This window comes from Chromohalobacter sarecensis, from assembly GCF_023061135.1.
Taxonomy (GTDB): Bacteria; Pseudomonadota; Gammaproteobacteria; order Pseudomonadales; family Halomonadaceae; genus Chromohalobacter; species Chromohalobacter sarecensis.
The window spans coordinates 90353-106899 of record NZ_JAKGAN010000002.1; the positions used below are offsets into that span (position 1 = coordinate 90353).

19 protein-coding genes are annotated in these 16547 nt (G+C 64.1%); 7 read left to right on the forward strand and 12 right to left on the reverse strand.

What is annotated here, in order from left to right:
- Positions 1 to 64: 64 nt before the first annotated feature.
- A complete protein-coding gene (nfi, locus tag L1071_RS03340) occupies positions 65 to 811 on the forward strand; it encodes a deoxyribonuclease V (protein ID WP_246968711.1) in 747 nt (248 codons plus the stop codon).
- 53 nt (positions 812 to 864) lie between these two features.
- Here the strand turns inward: nfi and L1071_RS03345 are convergent, their stop codons facing one another.
- The 3 genes from L1071_RS03345 to pdxR form a co-directional block, all read right to left on the reverse strand.
- Positions 865 to 1596 (reverse strand): DUF2182 domain-containing protein, encoded by a 732-nt coding sequence (locus tag L1071_RS03345; RefSeq protein ID WP_246968714.1) that lies wholly within the window; start codon positions 1594 to 1596, stop codon positions 865 to 867.
- 21 nt (positions 1597 to 1617) lie between these two features.
- Positions 1618 to 2223, reverse strand: a complete 606-nt coding sequence (locus L1071_RS03350; RefSeq protein ID WP_246968717.1) for a DUF1326 domain-containing protein — start codon at positions 2221 to 2223, stop codon at positions 1618 to 1620.
- Positions 2224 to 2449: 226 nt separating this feature from the next.
- Positions 2450 to 3925 carry a MocR-like pyridoxine biosynthesis transcription factor PdxR gene (gene pdxR, locus L1071_RS03355; RefSeq protein WP_246968720.1) on the reverse strand — a complete coding sequence of 492 codons (1476 nt, stop codon included), beginning with the start codon at positions 3923 to 3925 and terminating at the stop codon, positions 2450 to 2452.
- A 92-nt stretch (positions 3926 to 4017) separates the two neighbouring features.
- On the opposite strand from pdxR, the gene L1071_RS03360 reads away from it, so the two are divergent.
- From L1071_RS03360 to L1071_RS03370, 3 genes are read left to right on the forward strand one after another with little or no spacing between them, the layout of a single operon-like run.
- A complete protein-coding gene (locus L1071_RS03360; RefSeq protein WP_246968723.1) occupies positions 4018 to 4464 on the forward strand; it encodes a GNAT family N-acetyltransferase in 447 nt (148 codons plus the stop codon).
- 11 nt (positions 4465 to 4475) lie between these two features.
- Positions 4476 to 5219, forward strand: a complete 744-nt coding sequence (locus tag L1071_RS03365) for a GNAT family N-acetyltransferase (protein WP_246968726.1) — start codon at positions 4476 to 4478, stop codon at positions 5217 to 5219.
- A 10-nt stretch (positions 5220 to 5229) separates the two neighbouring features.
- Positions 5230 to 5901, forward strand: a complete 672-nt coding sequence (locus tag L1071_RS03370; protein WP_246968730.1) for an FMN-binding negative transcriptional regulator — start codon at positions 5230 to 5232, stop codon at positions 5899 to 5901.
- A gap of 198 nt (positions 5902 to 6099) precedes the next feature.
- Here L1071_RS03370 and L1071_RS03375 read toward each other — a convergent pair whose 3' ends face one another.
- Positions 6100 to 6990, reverse strand: a complete 891-nt coding sequence (locus tag L1071_RS03375) for an aldo/keto reductase (RefSeq protein ID WP_281504419.1) — start codon at positions 6988 to 6990, stop codon at positions 6100 to 6102.
- 131 nt (positions 6991 to 7121) lie between these two features.
- Here L1071_RS03375 and L1071_RS03380 point away from each other — a divergent pair, with 131 nt between their 5' ends.
- The 3 genes from L1071_RS03380 (at position 7122) to L1071_RS03390 (ending at position 9770) form a co-directional block, all read left to right on the forward strand.
- Positions 7122 to 7691, forward strand: a complete 570-nt coding sequence (locus L1071_RS03380; RefSeq protein ID WP_246968732.1) for a DUF1415 domain-containing protein — start codon at positions 7122 to 7124, stop codon at positions 7689 to 7691.
- A gap of 83 nt (positions 7692 to 7774) precedes the next feature.
- Complete coding sequence (locus L1071_RS03385) at positions 7775 to 8206, forward strand: OsmC family protein (RefSeq protein WP_246896889.1); 432 nt, start codon at positions 7775 to 7777, stop codon at positions 8204 to 8206.
- Positions 8207 to 8462: 256 nt separating this feature from the next.
- Positions 8463 to 9770, forward strand: coding sequence for an MFS transporter (locus L1071_RS03390; protein ID WP_246968734.1), 1308 nt, complete (start codon positions 8463 to 8465; stop codon positions 9768 to 9770).
- Positions 9771 to 9867: 97 nt separating this feature from the next.
- On the opposite strand, the gene L1071_RS03395 is transcribed toward L1071_RS03390, so the two are convergent.
- From L1071_RS03395 to L1071_RS16200, 8 genes are all read right to left on the reverse strand, one after another.
- Entirely contained in the window at positions 9868 to 10572 is a 705-nt protein-coding gene (locus L1071_RS03395; protein ID WP_246968736.1) for a gamma-glutamyl-gamma-aminobutyrate hydrolase family protein, read from the reverse strand.
- A complete protein-coding gene (locus L1071_RS03400; RefSeq protein ID WP_246968738.1) occupies positions 10536 to 11540 on the reverse strand; it encodes an amidoligase family protein in 1005 nt (334 codons plus the stop codon). The genes L1071_RS03395 and L1071_RS03400 overlap by 37 nt, the downstream gene beginning before the upstream one ends.
- 97 nt (positions 11541 to 11637) lie before the next feature.
- The gene (gene bioA, locus L1071_RS03405; protein ID WP_246968740.1) at positions 11638 to 12948 is read right to left on the reverse strand and encodes an adenosylmethionine--8-amino-7-oxononanoate transaminase; all 1311 of its coding nucleotides are present in this window, start codon (positions 12946 to 12948) and stop codon (positions 11638 to 11640) included.
- Between the two features lie 63 nt (positions 12949 to 13011).
- Positions 13012 to 13725 carry a dethiobiotin synthase gene (gene bioD, locus L1071_RS03410; RefSeq protein ID WP_246968742.1) on the reverse strand — a complete coding sequence of 238 codons (714 nt, stop codon included), beginning with the start codon at positions 13723 to 13725 and terminating at the stop codon, positions 13012 to 13014.
- Positions 13726 to 14520, reverse strand: coding sequence for a methyltransferase domain-containing protein (locus L1071_RS03415; protein ID WP_246968744.1), 795 nt, complete (start codon positions 14518 to 14520; stop codon positions 13726 to 13728). It lies immediately after the preceding gene.
- Positions 14517 to 15230: an alpha/beta fold hydrolase gene (locus L1071_RS03420; protein ID WP_246968747.1), complete on the reverse strand. Its 714-nt coding sequence runs from the start codon at positions 15228 to 15230 to the stop codon at positions 14517 to 14519. The genes L1071_RS03415 and L1071_RS03420 overlap by 4 nt, the downstream gene beginning before the upstream one ends.
- Positions 15227 to 16378, reverse strand: a complete 1152-nt coding sequence (bioF, locus tag L1071_RS03425; protein ID WP_246968749.1) for an 8-amino-7-oxononanoate synthase — start codon at positions 16376 to 16378, stop codon at positions 15227 to 15229. The genes L1071_RS03420 and bioF overlap by 4 nt, the downstream gene beginning before the upstream one ends.
- A gap of 4 nt (positions 16379 to 16382) precedes the next feature.
- Positions 16383 to 16505 carry a hypothetical protein gene (locus tag L1071_RS16200; protein ID WP_281504421.1) on the reverse strand — a complete coding sequence of 41 codons (123 nt, stop codon included), beginning with the start codon at positions 16503 to 16505 and terminating at the stop codon, positions 16383 to 16385.
- Positions 16506 to 16547 lie beyond the last annotated feature (42 nt).

Genomic DNA, 16547 nt, shown 5'->3' on the forward strand with positions numbered 1-16547 from the left:
CCGGTTGCGGGAGGACGGCCCAATGGGGCCGGTAACAAGGAAGAAGGAATGCCAAGGAGGCCATATGACGAATCAACAAGCGTTGCATGAGTGGACGCTGACGCCGGAGGAGGCTGTGGTATTGCAGCGTCGTCTGGCGCCGCGCGTGGTCAGGCAGGGCAAGCCGGATACGGTGACCTGCATCGCGGGCGTGGATATCGGCTTCGAAGACGGCGGCGAGACGACGCGGGCGGCGGTTGTGATGCTCGAATGGCCGTCGCTGACGCTGCAGGAGTCGGTGGTGCATCGTGAGCCGACACGCATGCCGTATATCCCGGGGCTGTTGTCGTTTCGCGAGATTCCCGCCGCCCTGGCCGCTTTTGCGCGGCTGGCGTCGCGCCCCGATCTGGTAATGGTCGATGGCCAGGGCATCGCGCATCCACGGCGTCTCGGCGTGGCTTCGCACCTGGGCCTATGGCTCGATCTGCCGACGCTCGGCGTGGCGAAGAAGGTGCTTTGCGGTCGTCACGGCGATGTGCCGGCCACGCGCGGTGAATGGACGCCGCTCACCGACCGTCGCCGCGCCGAGGATCCCGCTGACGTCGAAACCGATGCCGAGGGACGCGTGGTCATCGGCGCGATGTTGCGCTCGCGTGAGAACGTCAAGCCGGTGATCGTCTCACCGGGACACCGGCTGGACTTGGCCACAGCGCTGGAGTGGACGAACGCTTGCCTGGGCAAGACCAAGTTGCCCGAGCCGACACGGCTGGCGGATCGGCTGGCGTCGCGGCGGGGCCGCCGCTTCGTCGAGCCCAATGGTTCTTTGTTATAACTGTCTGGATTACCCGTAAGCGGAATTCGCCTGGCCCCCGCCTCATACTCTGCTTACATGATCAGTAGCCAGCTGCCGTAGGCCATCAGGACCAGGCCGAGCATGTCGGACAGGCGTTTCCAGGGGGCGATGACCTTTTCCAAGAGGATGATCAGGGTGAGCAGGGCCATCCAGGCCAGGCTCATTATTCCACCGACGAACATCAATGCCATCAGTGCCCAGCAGGAGCCCGCACAGTAGAGACCGAGCCGCAGGCCAGCGGTTAGGGCGCGGTGCCGTTTGGTGGGTAAGCCTTCGGCGAGCATGCCGAGTGGACTACGGCAGCGCCGTAGGCAGGCTTGCTTCCATGGCGTCCACTGGAAGACGCCTGCGGTCATCAGCAACAATCCGGCGAGCAGGTTGCCGCTCAGGGCCTGGGAGGGCGTCAACAGTCCCTGTGTATGAAGCCCCCACTGCGCGGTCGTTGCCAGAGCCGAATAGCCTGCCCAGGCGAGCAGATAACCTAGCGTAAACAGGTAGGGCAGCGTCTCGCCCTTGCTTTCTCGTGGCCGAGATGCGGCAAACATCAAAATGCCCGGTGCTGCACCGGGCAGCATCATCCCGATCATCATCACCATCCACATGGCGAAGGTGGCCCAGGGGTGGAAGATCATGGCGATATCCATGGCCGGCATTCTCCCGGTCATGTGGATCAGGTGCCACCAGCTGAAGGCGATCGCCAGGGCCAAGCATGCCAGGAGCAGGGCGCGACCGTGACGGAGCGTCTGCAGGGAGATGACTTGCATCTCGAGCGCCTCCCGGCGACATTACGCCGCCTGGTACTGGAACGGAGAATAGAAGGCGGTACGCCCGCTGAAGCTCCAGTCCAGGCCGTGGCCGGAGTGCGAAACGTACTCCGATTGCGCCACCGTGCCGGTGTTGCCTGGTGCCACTGCGAGAGGATGGCCGCTGATGGCGACTTCCTCGCCATTCTGTCCTGCGATGGCGTTCAGCGAGGCGTTGGCGATTTCGCCGACCTCGAGTTGGTGGTGTCGACCCTTGATGTCATAGCGCATCGGCACCGATTCGACTCCCAGGATTTCGCCGATAAATTCGGCCAAGGTGGCCGGGTGTCCTCCGACGGCTCCGCCGAATATCTGCGCCAAGGCATCGTGCTGTTGCTGGCTGGCGCTGGCGTCGATATAGACCATCACTCTCCAGTCGCCGGCGGTCATGTTTTCCGGGCTGTGCAGAGCCATGGCCAGATTCAGTCCATCGAGGGGGAGGCCGTCCATGTTGCCTTGATCGATGTGCCATGCCACCAGGGCATTACAACTGCCTTCCGTGGGATCTGCACCGAACAGGCAAGGACATGCCCCCTTGCAGGTGCAGGCCTCGAAGTAAGTGCCCTTGACCCGCCATTGTGTACTCATGATCGTGCTCCTGTTTATCTATTGGGGAGACATCACGGAAGGCAGTACTCTTCTCATCAAGAATAGCGCCTGGGCGGTCGGCGTTCCCGAAGAAATCGATGAAAATTTCATGTGGATTGAGGTTTGCGGCGGTGTGGTGCCAAGGGTTGAAGGCTTCGCCACGTCGGTGCCCCGGATGGGCCGACAGGCAAGGGCTAGCGGACTTCGACGATTATCTGCATATGCTTCATGCCAACGCCAGCCACGTTTCGCTGAGCCACCGGCTGGCGCGTTCGATCTCGGCCTCGGTTGCGCCGGCATAGCCGAGCACCAGCCCCGGCCGACTGGGCGCTTGCAGGTAAAAGCTGGAAAGCGGCGATAGCCGCAGGCCTGCCTGCTTGCCCCGGTGGACGAGTTCGCGCTCCAGTGCATGGCTTTGCAGATACGCGACCAGATGCATCCCTGCGTGACCGGATGAGAGTTCGAGTCCATGGGAAACCGCGGGCGCCAGCGCCTGACGAAGCGTGGCCTGACGGTGTCGGTAGCACTTGCGCATGCGCGCTACATGTCGCGAGAAATGGCCTTCGCCGATGAAGTCGGCCAGCGCTGCCTGAGCGACATATTGCCCTTCTCGGTGCAGGCGGGCGTTGATGCGTTGGAAGTTCGCCACCAGCGACGGAGGCAGCACCAGATAGCCCAGCCGAAGCCCCGGATAGAGGACCTTGCTGAAGGTGCCGACATAGATCACCGGGGCGTTATCCATCAGCCCCTGAAGCGAGGCGATTGGCGCGCTGGTATAGCGGAATTCGCTGTCGTAGTCGTCTTCGATGATCCAGGCACCATGCCGCTGGGCGAGCGCCAGCAGTGCTGTGCGGCGCGACAGTGGCAGGGTCGTGCCACTGGGGTACTGGTGCGATGGCGTCACGTAGATCAGCTTGGGTGGTGGCGTCTCGGCGGGCAATGACGCGACGTTCAAGCCGTCACTGTCTACTGGCACCGGCTGTAATGTCAGCCCTGCCGAAGCGAAGCAGGCCTGCGCGCCGCCATAGCCGGGCTCCTCCATCCAGACGCTATCCCCGACGTCGGCGAGCAGTCGTGCGACCAGCTCGAAGCCCTGCTGCGCACCCTGGGTGATCAGGATCTGTTCCGGGTGGCAGCGCACCGAGCGCGAGAGGCGCAGATAATCGCACAGCGCCTCGCGTAGCGCGTTGACGCCACCTGCATTCTGGTAATCGAACCACTCCACAGGAGCGCGCTGCTGGTGGCGTCTAAGCAAGCGTTGCCAGCGCTCGCGGGGAAAACGATCCAGCGCCGGTACACCGGGCTCGAAGGCGGTATGACGCTCGCTCGAGGGCGCCGTGAATTCGAGGAGGCGTTCGCCGCGTTGCGAGAGCGCCACATTGGTTAGAGATGGTATCTTGAGATCTTGCTGTGTTCCCCACTGCCAATCGGCAACGAAAACCCCGGCCCCGGGGCGCGATACCAGAAAACCCTCGGCGATGAGACGGTCGGTCGCGCCCAGTACGGTGTTGCGCCCTATGCCTAAGCTGGATGCCAGTTGTCGGGACGAGGGCAGGGCGCTCCCATGGGGCAATTGACCCTGCTGGATGCCACTGCGGAGGGCATCATAAAGACGCTGGCTCAGCGTGCGGTCGTCCGGCTCGGCGAGTTGAAGATTCAACGCTTCCTGAATCCAGAGCCGGTGGGCGTTCGGATCGGTCACTGGTTCCTCGCATATTGGCAATATTGGTTCTTATTGGGGGACCATTATGGCGACAGACTAGTGCTTCGTCATATACGAAAGCGAGTCTTGCCATGATCACGATTTGCCCTGCCCGCGGCGATCATCTCGATGACCTGGTACCCCTGGTCGACGGCTATCGCCAGTTCTATCGCCAGCCCAGCGACCCCGACGGCGCCCGGCGCTTCATGCGCGAGCGCTTCGCAAAGGGCGATGCGTATGTATTGCTGGCGGTCGGTGAGGACGGCCGTGCCGTTGGTTTCGCGCAACTCTTTCCGGTGCCTTCGACGACCAGCCTGGCGTCGCGCTGGATACTCAACGATTTGTTCGTCTTGCCCGGCGCACGCCGACAGGGAGCTGGGAGCGCCTTGCTGGAAGCGGCACGCGAGTTGGCGCGCTCTCACGGTGTTCCGCAACTGATGCTGCGCACCCAGGTCGACAACGAGACTGCCAAGGCGCGTTACCGAGCACTCGGCTGGCGGCGCGACGAGGACTTCGATACTTACTTGCTAACGGTGTGAGGAAAACCCCCATGGGCCAAGCCTATAACGCTTACGGACAGCCGGTCGGCCCGAACCTCGACCGCTGGCAAGCACCATCGGCGCCCGATGCCGCGCTTCTGGTGGGGCGCTTCTGCCGGGTGGAGCCATTGGATGCGGCGTATCACGCGGCGTCGCTGTGGCAGGCGTGGCGGATGCCAGCTCCGGAATTCGCCAACGATCCTGAGGCGCGTGCCCGCTGGACCTATCTCGGTGGTCGTCCGTTCGATGACGAGGCCGGCTGCCAGGCCTGGTTGTCGCGCATGAGCGCGGGGTGGGATCCGCTCTGCTATGCCGTGGTCGATCCCGCTGATGGGCAAGCGGCAGGCATGGCGACGTATCTCAATATCGTGCCGGCAGATGGGCGAATCGAGATCGGTCATCTCAGCTTCTCGCCCCGCATGGCACGCACGCCGATGTCCAGCGAGGCATTGATGCTGATGATGGCTCACGCCTTCGACATGGGATATCGCCGCCTCGAATGGAAGTGCGATGCCCTGAACGCGCCTTCGCGCCGCGCCGCCGAGCGCCTCGGTTTTCGCTTCGAGGGTGTCTTTCGCCAGCATCGGGTCGTCGCCGGGCGTAACCGCGACACGGCCTGGTTCTCGGTACTAGACACTGAGTGGCCGGCGATTCGCGAGTGCCACCGCCGCTGGCTGGCGCCCGAGAACTTCGATGCGGCGGGTCGCCAACACCAGTCGTTATCGTCGATGACTGCCACGATTCCTCTGTCTTGAAGGTCGAACCATGTATCAGCCGTCTCAGTTTCGCCTCGATGATCGTGCCGAATGTCGTCGCGCCATCGCATCCGCTCCCTTCGCCACGCTGGTGACTCGGGACTCGTCCGGTGCGCTAAGCGCCGATCACTTGCCGCTGTTGCTGACACCGGCGGCGGATGCGCAATCGCCGGATATCTTGCGTGGCCATATAGCGCGTGCCAATCCACTGGTGTCCTGTCTTGAAAGCTTCGTTCGTGAAGGTCGGGGTGAGACGTTCGAGGCGTTGGCCATCTTCCATGGCCCTCAGGCCTATGTCACGCCGAGCTGGTATCCGGCCAAGCGCGAGCACGGCAAGGTGGTACCGACCTGGAATTATCAGATTGTGCATGTGCATGGCAGATTGCGCCTGATCGACGCTCCGCACTGGTTAGTCGAGACGGTGACAGCACTTACTGAACGCTTCGAAGGTAAGCGGGAAAGGCCTTGGCGGGTGAGCGATGCGCCCGACGATTATATTGCGGCGATGTGCCGGGCCATCGTCGGCGTCGAGATCGTCGTCGAACGTCTGGAAGGCAAACGCAAAGCGAGTCAGCACAAGCCGCTCGAAGAGCGTCAGGCCATTTATAGAGGCTTGCGAGACGAGTACGGCTACAGTGAACGCGACGCCGCCTGGCTCAGCGGCATGCCGCCCGATGACTGATTCTCCTCGAATGGTCGATGCACCTAGGCATTGTCTGAAAACTGTCTGCGCTCGGCCATACTGCGTTAAAAATCAGCTCGGGCGCGAGTCCGATCAAAATGCTCATTTACAACCCGTAAACTCGCGTGCGAGCCCAGTCCGCTTTTTCGCTGATTTTTGCCTTGTCTGACCTTCGCTCGTCGACTTTTCAGACAGTGCCTAGACGATATCCAGCGGCGGTTTGCGCGTCGGCGCGGGAAAGGCGGCGTCCAGGCGCGCGAGGCTGGCGTCGTCCAGCCTGAGTGCCAGGGCGGCGGCGTTGGCTTCGACGTGAGCGGGCTGCACGGCCTTGGAGATGGCGATGACGTCGCGTTGGCCATCGGGAGCAGGGCGGATCGTCCATGCCAGCAGCACCTGGGCGGGGGTGACGCCGAATGTATCGGCGATGGCGCGGACCTCGGGGTGGTCGAGTTCCTGACCGCCCTGGGCTAGCGGACAGTAGGCCATGGTCGGCAGGACGTGTTGGCGCTGCCAGGGCAGCAGGCTGTGTTCGATTCCGCGCGAGCCGAGATGATAGAGCACCTGGTTGACGGCGCTGGCATTGCCACCGGGCAAGCTATGCAGGGCGTGCATGTCGTCGATGTCGAAGTTGGAGACGCCGTAGCGGCGAATCTTGCCCTGGGCTTGTAGATGCTCGAATGCTTTCAGCGTTTCTTCCAGGGGGACGTTGCCGGGCCAGTGCAGTAGATACAGGTCCAGATAATCGCTGCCCAGGCGTTTCAGGCTGCGCTCGCAGGCGGCGACGGCGTCCTGGCGGCCAGCATTCCACGGGTAGACCTTGGAGACCACGAAGGCCTCGTCGCGACGCCCGCGCAGGGCCTCGCCGACGATTTTCTCAGCGCCGCCGTCGGCGTACATCTCGGCGGTGTCGATCAGCGTCATGCCCAGGTCGAGACCGTATTGCAGGGCGTGGACTTCATCACGGCGCGGAGCGCGGTTCTCGCCCATGTGCCAGCTACCCTGGCCGATGGCGGGCAGCGTGACGGCGGGTTCCCGGGCGGTGGCGGCGAGGGTGACGCTAGGCGTGTCGGGGGAAAGGAGTTTGACCATATCGCTGCCTCCCTGGCATTGGCATGAGGTAATAGTATGGATGAATGCGGATGCATTCAGGGTGCGCCGACACGGAGAGCACGACAAGTCCGTTATACTGTCAGTCCTTTCTCGTTTTAGGATCGATTCATATGTCCGAGCGTCCCTTGGATGCCGATGTCATCGCCATGACCCGCGCCTGGGTAGCGAGCTTCGTCGTGGCGCATGACGTTTGCCCCTTCGCCGGTCGCGAGGTGCGCCGTGACAGCTTGCGCTATGTTGTGGCGGGCGATGCCGATCCCGAACGCCTGCTGCATACCTTGATTGAGGAATGCCGGCGGCTGGACGCCGAGCCGTCGATCGAGACGACGCTGATGATCCTGCCGGAAGGGTTGGCCGACTTCGACGATTATCTGGATCTGCTAGTCGTCGCCGAGGCCTTGCTCGAGGCGGAGGGCTATGCGGGGATCTACCAACTGGCGAGCTTTCACCCCGACTATGTTTTTGAGAGCGTCGCGGCCAACGATCCCGCCAATTACACCAATCGCTCGCCCTGGCCGATGTGGCATCTCCTGCGCGAAGCCAGTGTCGAGGCCGCCGTGGCGGGATATGCCGATCCCGAAGCCATTCCCGAGCGTAACGTCACGACCTTGCGTGACATGGGGAGCGCTGCCCTGGCCGAGCAGTGGGCGGCGTGTCGTCGCGTGCGGGCGAACGATTGATCCTTTGCCCCTTGAAGTCCACGACATCACCCACATGGACTATGTTGTAAGGGCATAACGCCCACTCACGAAAGGAGGCACGAATGAGTATCGAGAAAACCGGTTCCGCCCATTGGCAAGGCAGTCTCAAGCGCGGCAAGGGGACGGTCTCCACTCAGAGCGGTGCGCTCAAGGACAACCCCTACGGTTTCAATACGCGCTTCGAAGGCGAGCCGGGGACCAATCCCGAGGAATTGATCGCGGCATCCCACGCCAGTTGCTATTCGATGGCGCTGTCGATGATTCTGGGAGAAGCTGGCCACGATCCCGACGATGTGCGTACCGAAGCGACCGTGACGCTGGATCAGGATGACAGCGGCTTCAAGATCACCAAGGTACACCTCGTCACCCGCGCCAAGGTGCCGGGCATCGATCAGTCAGGCTTCGAGGAATCGGCCAACAAGGCCAAGGAAGGTTGCCCGATCTCGCGCGTGCTGAATGCCGAGATCACGCTGGATGCAACGCTCGAAAGCTGATAGCGGTATCACTTCCGCTTCCCCGAGGGCCGGCCTTGCGCCGGCCCTTTTATATTTGCGACGGTCTTCTTATAGTAAGTGCTCTCCCTTGGTGTCGTTGATACTTGACAACGTCGCCGATGCAGTCTTCCCGCGAATCTGTTAGCCTCCTATACGCTCGTCGGTCGGTACCTCCCTCCCTACTTGGGTATCGCGACGCTGGACTGATGTTCATATAACACGATCAACGATCATTCGACGGAAGACCTCATTCATCATGGCTACTTCAAAAGAGACCGACGCGGCTTCGTCGCGCCCGCTGAATCGCCGCGACGTCAAGGTGCTGTCGCTATCCGCCCTGGGCGGCGCACTGGAGTTTTACGACTTCATCATCTTCGTGTATTTCGCGACGGTGGTGGGGCAGTTGTTCTTTCCCCCCGAAATGCCTGAATGGCTACGCCAGGTCCAGACCTTCGGGATCTTCGCCGCCGGCTATCTGGCACGCCCGCTGGGTGGCATCATCATGGCGCACTTCGGTGATCTGCTGGGGCGCAAGAAGATGTTTACCCTGTCGATCTTCCTGATGTCGGTGCCGACGCTGTTGATCGGTTTGATGCCGACCTACGACACCCTGGGCTATGCGGCGCCCCTGCTGCTGGTAGCGCTGCGTATCCTGCAGGGGGCTGCGGTGGGCGGTGAAGTGCCCGGTGCCTGGGTGTTCGTCACCGAGCACGTCAAGCGCCGCCACGTGGGCTTCGCCTGCGGCACGCTGTCTGCTGGCCTGGTGTCGGGGATTCTCATCGGTTCGCTGATGTCGGCGTTCATCAAGACCACCTACAGCGATGCTGAGCTGGCCGCGTATGCCTGGCGGATTCCGTTTCTGATCGGCGGGGTGTTCGGGCTGTTGGCCGTGTACCTGCGTCGCTGGTTGCACGAGACGCCGGTGTTTGCCGAGATGCAGGAAAAGAAGGCGCTGGCCGAGGAGCTACCGGTCAAGAGTATCTTGCGCAACCACTTGCCGAGTGTGGTGCTGTCGATGGCCGTCACCTGGATTCTGACCGCCGCCATCGTGGTGGTGATCCTGATGACGCCGAGCCTGCTCGAGAGCCGCTACGCGCTGGATGCCTCGCTGGCCAATGTCTATGCCATCCTCGGTGTGGTGGTCGGGTGCCTGGCCTCGGGCTGGAGCGCGGACCGCTTCGGCAGCGGCCCGACCATCATGCTCTGGGGTTTGCTATTGGCGATCAGCTACTGGGCGATGATGACCACCGTTGGCACGCACCCTGAGTGGCTAACGCCCCTTTACATCTTGTGCGGCTTCGCTGTGGGGATCGTCGGCGTGGTACCGACGATTGCCGTCAAATCGTTCCCGGCCATGGTGCGTTTCACGGGGCTGTCGTTCTCGTACAATGTCGCTTATGCGATCTTCGGCGGTTTCACGCCCATCGTGGTGTCGGTGTTGATGACCGTGCATCCCATGTTCCCGGCGGTCTACGTTGCCGCGTTGGGTGGGTTGGGCATCGTCATTGGGCTCTATCTGATGCGTGCTCCAAGTGGTCGGCGGCTGGCGGTCATGGCCTCATGAGCTGCTGAAACGTCCTACATGAAAGCCACATGCAGACCACGACGCCCCGTCATCATGCGGGGCGTCGTCGTATAAGAGGGTGCAGCGCGTGCAGAGATCAACGCGTGCGCGCGGCGTCGACGAGGCCACGAATCAGACGCTGCTGGGGGCGATTGAAGACGAGGAATTCGGGATGCCACTGTACGCCGACCAGATAGGGGCACTCGGGTGCCTCGATGGCCTGAATCAGGCCATCGCGGTCGCGCGCCACGACGTGAAGGGTATCGCCGAGTCGATCCACTGCCTGGTGATGAAGGCTATTGACGCGGCAGCGCGAGACGCCGAGCAGTGCATGCAAGCGGCTCCCGGTGGCGATGTCGACCTGCTTGCGAGGCAGTACGGTGCGCTGGCGGCGCACATGGTCGTAGGTGGTATAAATATCGCCGATCAGGGTGCCGCCACAGTGCACGTTGATGATCTGCGCGCCTCGGCAGATGCCCAGCACGGGCAACTGTTGGGGCAGAAAGCGCTCGAGCAGCGAGAGTTCTAATTGATCCCGGGCGGGGTCGACACGCACATCGAGGCGTACCTCCCCGCCATCATAGAGCTGGGCGCCGATGTCGTCGCCACCGCCGATCATCAATCCCGCGAGCCCTTCGGGGATCTCGCGCGAGGGTGATAGTCGCACCGGCTGGCCGCCGGCACGCCACACGGCGAGCCGGTCGCATGCCCACGCCAGAAAGCTCTTGTGGTCCGAGGTGGTGATGCCGATTAGTGGTCGTGAGCTCATTTCTCGACCCAGCGTTTCAGTTTGTCCCGCCATTGGCCCATCGTCGATTGCGCATGATGGGCGCGATAGGCCTGCATCTGCGTGCGTAGGCTGTGTGGATCGGCGGCCAGGCGTTCGACCGTTACCCAACGGTTCCATTCGGTGACGCTGCCCCAGTCGAGCGTGTTGAGCTGGGCGTTGGGCAGGCGAAAGTGAAAGGTAGGACGCGGCTTGACCAGGCTTTCCTGAAGCAAGGGATGCGCGGCCTCGGGCGCGAGGTAAGCGAACAAGGGGCACATGTCGAGTTCACGGTTGCGCGTGGGATTGTCGCGCAGGTAATCGCTGATCAACTGCGCCTGCGTCGGCGCGTAATCGGGATCGAGCACCTTCAAGGCATAGGCCTTGGGGAAGGGGTTGGTATGCGGCAGTATCTCGCGCGTGATGTCGACCTGAATCTGATCGCGCAGCCAGGCGGCGAGGATGATATAGGCCTGCAGATGCGCGAGGACGCTCGGCGTATCGGTCGCCGGGACTTCGGGATTGAGATGCAACCCGAAGCCATAGAAGACGCTGGCACCGGTGCCTTCCGCGCCATGCCGGCGCAAGGCCTCGAAGAGCCGGTCGAACTCGCCGAGTTCCGACCATGGAATCGGCGGCGAGACGATTTCCGTGGGCACCAGGCCGGCGACCATTTCGCCGAGCCACTCGCGCGAACGCTGATGGAACTCCACGCGCCATTCGCGTCCCGCCGAAGCTGCCTGGCCGGGCGCCATCCCATTGGCCTTCATGACCGCCGCATCGGGATGGACGTATTTGCTGTCCAGCTCGATGGTGAACTTGCCCCAGGGTGTGCCTTCGACACGCATGCGATGGGGGCTTTGCCGCACGATGTCGCCGCCGAAGCAGTCGGCGACCAGCTGCGCGGCGGTATCGGGCATGAGGCCGGCGAATTCGATTTCCACGCCGACCCGCCGTGGGTGTCCCTCGGCGGTATTCGGGTAGGGAGGCGGCAATGGCTGCACGGATGACTCCTCGCGGAATTCGCGGTGCCGGTGAATGAAAGGGCACATGAGCCCGATAGATTAACATTGCCGGCGGGCCAAGACGTAATCCGCGTCTTCATGGATGAGTCGCGACATCCCTGCCAGATCGAGGGGTGTGACGTGTGCTGAACCAATGCTTCATGACACCGGTAATATGGCGCAAGTCGTTACTCGACGTGATGTAGGCGGGCATGGTGTACAGCCAGCGACCGAAGGGGCGCAGCCACACGCCCCGGGCCCGGGCGAAGTCGGCCACGCCCTTGAGTGCCTTGGCATCGTGGACCTCGATCACCGCAGTGGCACCCAGCACGCGCACGTCGACCACGTCCGGATGCACGCGTAGCGCCTCGTCGTCGAGCAGTTCCTCGCGCAGCACGCCGTTCAGCGCTTGGATGCGGTCCAGGTAGTCGTCCTCCTCGAACACTGCCAGGCTTTCCAGCGCCACCCGGCAGGCCAGCGGGTTGCCCATGAAGGTGGGGCCGTGCATGAAGGCGTGCAGCTCGCTATCGCCGATGAAGGCGTCATGCACGCGGTCGGTGGCCAGCGTCGCGGCGTGGCCCAGGTAGCCGCCGGTGAGGCCCTTGGAGAGCACCATGATGTCCGGCGTCACAGCGGCGTGGTCGGCGGCGAACATGCGTCCCGTGCGGCCGAAGCCGGTGGCTACCTCGTCGAACACCAGCAGCACGTCGAACTCATCGCACAGTTTTCGGGCGCCACGCAGGTAATGGGGCGAGGTCATGTTGAGGCCGCCGGCTGCCTGCAATAGCGGTTCGATGAGCAGGGCAGCGATCTCGTGGTGGTGAGCTTCGAGTACTTCGCGCAGGGCGTCGAGATCGGCCTGTACGGCATCTTCTTCGGCATCGAAAGGGGCAGTGGGCGCCGGGGCGAAGCGATGCTGCGGCAAAAAACCGGCGAACAGCGAATGCATGCCTTCTTCGGGGTCGCAGACCGCCATGCATCCGGCGGTATCGCCGTGGTAGGCCTTCATCAGGGACAGCATGCGATGCTTGGCCGGTTTGCCGCGCAGATAGTGATACTGCACCGCCATCTTCATCGCCACTTCCATGCCGACCGAGCCGCTGTCGGAGAAGAATACATGGTTCAATCCTTCAGGCGTGACGCGCACCAGCTCGCGGGCCAGGCGGTCTGCGGGCTCGTGGGTCAGTCCGCCGAGCATCACATGGCAAAGTTCCTCGGCCTGCCGCTGGATGGCACGCACCAGCCTTGGGTGGCGATAGCCGTGGATCATGCACCACCAGGAACAAGTGGCGTCGAGCAGCGACTCGTCGCTTTCCAGGGTGAATCGGGGCCCCTCGCCACCGACTACCTTGGGTGATGGCGCCTGGGTGTTGAGATGGGCATAGGGATGCCAGATCGGAGATGTCATCGTGGTTCCTTGCATGTGAATCGCGCGTCGATGGTGTGGTTGTCCGGTGACGCTGGCGATGCGTCACAGATTGCCGGGTAGTGCTAGATGATCGGCGGCGGCCATGGCTCGCGCCGTTGGGGTCATGGCGGTCAGGCGCGGCACGATGCCCAGGCAGGGCGCGTCCAGGCTGCGCTCCAGGGTCGCCAGGTTGTTGCGATAGCAGGCCTCATCGGCGGTCGCGTCGAAGGACAGTCCCGGCTCGATCAGGTTGCCGACCCAGCCGGCCAGTGGCAGGCCGTCGGCGCGAATCGCCTCGGCCGTGAGCCGGGCGTGGTTCAGGCAGCCGAGCTTGAGCCCCACTACCAAGATCACTGGCAGCCCGAGGCGCACCGCCAGGTCGGCGAGGTCTTCGGTGTCATTGAGCGGGACGCGCCAGCCGCCGGCGCCTTCGATCAGCGTCATCCCGCGTTTCTCGGCCAGCGGAGCGGCGGTGACTGCGACCAGGTCATCCAGTGTCGGGATCTCACCGGCACGGTGGGCGGCCAGGTGCGGGGCAATGGCCGGTTCATAGGCGTAGGGGTTTATAGTGGTGTAGGCGACGGGAGGCTCGCTCTGGGCCTGGAGGGTCAGGGCGTCGATGTTGCGCAGCCCTCGGGGCGTGCTGTCACAGCCGGAGGCCACCGGCTTGAGCCCGAGGGTGGTCCGGCCGTGGCGTCGGGCCAGGGCCAGCAGGCCACTGGCCACCAGAGTCTTGCCGGCATCGGTGTCGGTGCCGGTAACGAAGTAAGCGGTCATTTAGCGTTCCAGGTCGAGGCTCAGCAGGTGATAGGAAACGGGTAGTCCGGCATCCGTGCGCAGATGCTCGTAGCGGCGAGTGGCACGTGCCATGTCGGCGCGGGAAAGCCGCGCTCCGGCGCGCGCCACCTGGGCGCCGACGCCCTTGATGGACGCCATCACGGCCGACAGGTCGGGGTAGTGGAAGCGTTCGGTGTGCGCCGAGACCTCGACGCGCCGAAAGCCGGCTCCATGAGCGGACCTCCGATGGTGGTCGGCATCGCGGAACTCGAGCAGGGCGGTGGGGCGTCCCCAGGCCTGGCCTATCTCATCGAGGGTGCCTGGTCCCAGGGTGTTAATCAGCGCACGTCCTCCCGGCCTCAGCACCCGTCTAATTTCGTTAAGTACTCGGTCGAGGTCCGGGCACCACTGGATCGCCAGGTTGGAGACCACCAGATCGAAGCGTGCGCTCGGCAGCGGCAGGTCGGCGGCATCGGCACATAGCCAGATGGCGGACTCTCCGTGGCGCTTGCGGGCCTCGGCGAGCATGCCCGGGGCCAGGTCGAGACCGCTCACCGTGCAGTTTTCACCATAGTATTGGGCCAGTTCGGCGGTGAGGTCGCCGGGACCGCAGCCCAGATCCAGGAGGTTGTCGGCATGCCTCGGCAGCCGCTCGAGCAGCCGTTCGGCCATGGCCCGCTGCGCCTTGGCGCGGCGGGCGTAATTCGGAGCGGCCCGCGAGAAGGCGTGGGCGACCCGGGCGTGCCAGTCGGCGGCGTGGTCGGTCCGCTCGGTGGCGGTCGAGGCGGTGTTCATGGCGTCGCTCCCGGGCGGGCGGCGATGCTCGATAATAATGTCGCCAGTTGCCGCGGTTGGCTGAGCAGCGGGCAGTGGCCTGCGTCCTCGATACGTCGATCGGCGTGCGCGAGGACGTTCGGGGCCAGCAAGGGATCGCGTGCGCCGACCAGCCGATGCACCGGGCAGGAGGCGGTAGCAAGGCGCGAAGTGTTGTCGAGCGTGGCGAGCTGCTCGAGGCCCGCCGCCAGAGTGGCCGAAGACGCAGGAACGGCGTCGCCGAGCAGGGCGCGCAGTCGTCGATGAGTGCTCCTGGGCGATGGTTCGCCACCGAGCTGCCAGCGCAGGAAGTGGCTGCGGGTAGCCTCCGGGTTGCGTCGGAAGGCATCGCGGAAGGTAGCCAGATCGGCCTCGCTGACGCCCTCGGGATGGCAGAAGCGTTCGCCCATCCCGAGCAGTACCAGGGCGCGAGGTGGGGGAAGATGGTCGAGCAGAGCGCCGGCCAGCAGCCCGCCCAGCGACCAGCCGACCCAGATGGCATCACGCGGAAGCGCATCGGCCATGGCGTCGGCCAGGCCGTCCAGCGAGGCGGGATCGGCGAGTGCCTTGCGCGTGCCATAGCCGGGCCAGTTGGGGGCCTCGACGGTGAGCCCTTGCGGCCAGTGATCGTCGAGCGTCTGCCACAGCCGGGCATCGCAACCCCAGCCGCTGAGCAATATCAACTGCGTCATGAGATATCCTCCCGTCGACAGGCGTCCAACGCCTCGAGCAGGGCGTCGATGGCGTCATCGTCATGGGCGGTACTCAGGGTGATCCGCAGGCGTGCCTGGCCGCGGGGTACGGTGGGCGCGCGGATGGCGCCGACGCGCAATCCGGCCCGGCCCAGGTGCTCGGCCCAGCGCATGACGTGCGCGTTGTCACCCAGCACGATGGGCTGGATAGGTGTGCGGGAGTCGGTCAGCGGCAAGCCGAGTGTGGCGGCCTCGCGGCGGAAACGGTCGATGCGCTCAAACAGTTGGGTGCGACGCTCGGTTTCGTCTTCGAGGATGTCCAGCGCGGCCAGGGTGGCTGCCGCTACGCCGGGCGGCTGGGCCGTGGTGTAGATGTAGGGACGGGCGAACTGGATGAGATGCTCGATCAGGGCAGCATCGCCGGCCACGAAGGCCCCGGCACTGCCCAGAGCCTTGCCCAGGGTGCCGACCAGTATCGGCACGTCATCGATGCCGTGAGCGCGTCCCACGCAACCGTCGCCATGTTCACCGAGTACGCCCAGGCCGTGGGCGTCGTCGACCATCAGCCAGGCGCCGTGGCGGCGAGTGGTCGCGGCCAGCTCGGCGATGTCGGCCATGTCGCCGTCCATGCTGAACACGCCGTCGCTGACCACCAGGGCCGGGGCATCGTTCGGGGCCCGGACCAGCAGGCGCTCGAGGTCGGCGAGGTCGCGGTGGTGAAAGCGCCGCGAGGGCGCGCCGGCAAGTCGGGCGCCATCGATCAGCGAGGCATGGTTGAGGCGATCCTGGAAGACCGGGGTGTGGCGGTCGCACAGCGCCTGGAGAGTGCCCAGATTGGCTATGTAACCCGTGGAGAACAACAGTGCTCGGGGACGCCCGGTGAGCGTGGCCAGACGTTGCTCTAGCCGCTCGTGAACATCGAGATGCCCGGCGACCAGATGCGAGGCCCGAGCCCCGGCGCCGAAGCGTCTTGCACCCTCGGCCTGGGCCTCGGCGAGCCGTGGGTCGCCGGCCAGGCCCAGGTAGTCGTTGCCGGCGAAGTCGCGTCGCGTATCACCGGGCGCGAGGGTGGTTCGCCGCCGCCACAGTCCCTCGGCGCGTCGGGCTGCGGCCCGTTCGTTCAGACGGCGGGTCCAGGTCTCGGCCATGAGATCAGGCTTCGTAGGCGGCGTGGAACATCGACTCGCCTTGGTGCTCACGGATTTCCTTCAGGGACCAATCGTGGCGAGTCTTCGAGAGATCACCCCAAGCGTTGTCGTGTGACCGGGCAGGCATAATGTTCTCGCTCTCCGTTAACTTTGTTAGTGATTAAAAGTT

Excerpts from the sequence above, each read along its gene's own strand:
- L1071_RS03375 (WP_281504419.1), bottom strand. The coding sequence starts at position 6,990 with ATGGTCAAACTCCTTTCCCCCGACACGCCTAGCGTCACCCTCGCCGCC.
- L1071_RS03415 (WP_246968744.1), bottom strand. The coding sequence starts at position 14,520 with ATGAACACCGCCTCGACCGCCACCGAGCGGACCGACCACGCCGCCGAC.
- bioA (WP_246968740.1), bottom strand. The coding sequence starts at position 12,948 with ATGACATCTCCGATCTGGCATCCCTATGCCCATCTCAACACCCAGGCG.
- L1071_RS03350 (WP_246968717.1), bottom strand. The coding sequence starts at position 2,223 with ATGAGTACACAATGGCGGGTCAAGGGCACTTACTTCGAGGCCTGCACC.
- L1071_RS03420 (WP_246968747.1), bottom strand. The coding sequence starts at position 15,230 with ATGACGCAGTTGATATTGCTCAGCGGCTGGGGTTGCGATGCCCGGCTG.
- L1071_RS03390 (WP_246968734.1), top strand. The coding sequence starts at position 8,463 with ATGGCTACTTCAAAAGAGACCGACGCGGCTTCGTCGCGCCCGCTGAAT.
- L1071_RS03365 (WP_246968726.1), top strand. The coding sequence starts at position 4,476 with ATGGGCCAAGCCTATAACGCTTACGGACAGCCGGTCGGCCCGAACCTC.
- L1071_RS03385 (WP_246896889.1), top strand. The coding sequence starts at position 7,775 with ATGAGTATCGAGAAAACCGGTTCCGCCCATTGGCAAGGCAGTCTCAAG.
- L1071_RS16200 (WP_281504421.1), bottom strand. The coding sequence starts at position 16,505 with ATGCCTGCCCGGTCACACGACAACGCTTGGGGTGATCTCTCGAAGACT.
- L1071_RS03380 (WP_246968732.1), top strand. The coding sequence starts at position 7,122 with ATGTCCGAGCGTCCCTTGGATGCCGATGTCATCGCCATGACCCGCGCC.
- L1071_RS03360 (WP_246968723.1), top strand. The coding sequence starts at position 4,018 with ATGATCACGATTTGCCCTGCCCGCGGCGATCATCTCGATGACCTGGTA.
- L1071_RS03345 (WP_246968714.1), bottom strand. The coding sequence starts at position 1,596 with ATGCAAGTCATCTCCCTGCAGACGCTCCGTCACGGTCGCGCCCTGCTC.
- nfi (WP_246968711.1), top strand. The coding sequence starts at position 65 with ATGACGAATCAACAAGCGTTGCATGAGTGGACGCTGACGCCGGAGGAG.
- L1071_RS03370 (WP_246968730.1), top strand. The coding sequence starts at position 5,230 with ATGTATCAGCCGTCTCAGTTTCGCCTCGATGATCGTGCCGAATGTCGT.
- bioD (WP_246968742.1), bottom strand. The coding sequence starts at position 13,725 with ATGACCGCTTACTTCGTTACCGGCACCGACACCGATGCCGGCAAGACT.
- bioF (WP_246968749.1), bottom strand. The coding sequence starts at position 16,378 with ATGGCCGAGACCTGGACCCGCCGTCTGAACGAACGGGCCGCAGCCCGA.
- L1071_RS03395 (WP_246968736.1), bottom strand. The coding sequence starts at position 10,572 with ATGGCGGGACAAACTGAAACGCTGGGTCGAGAAATGAGCTCACGACCA.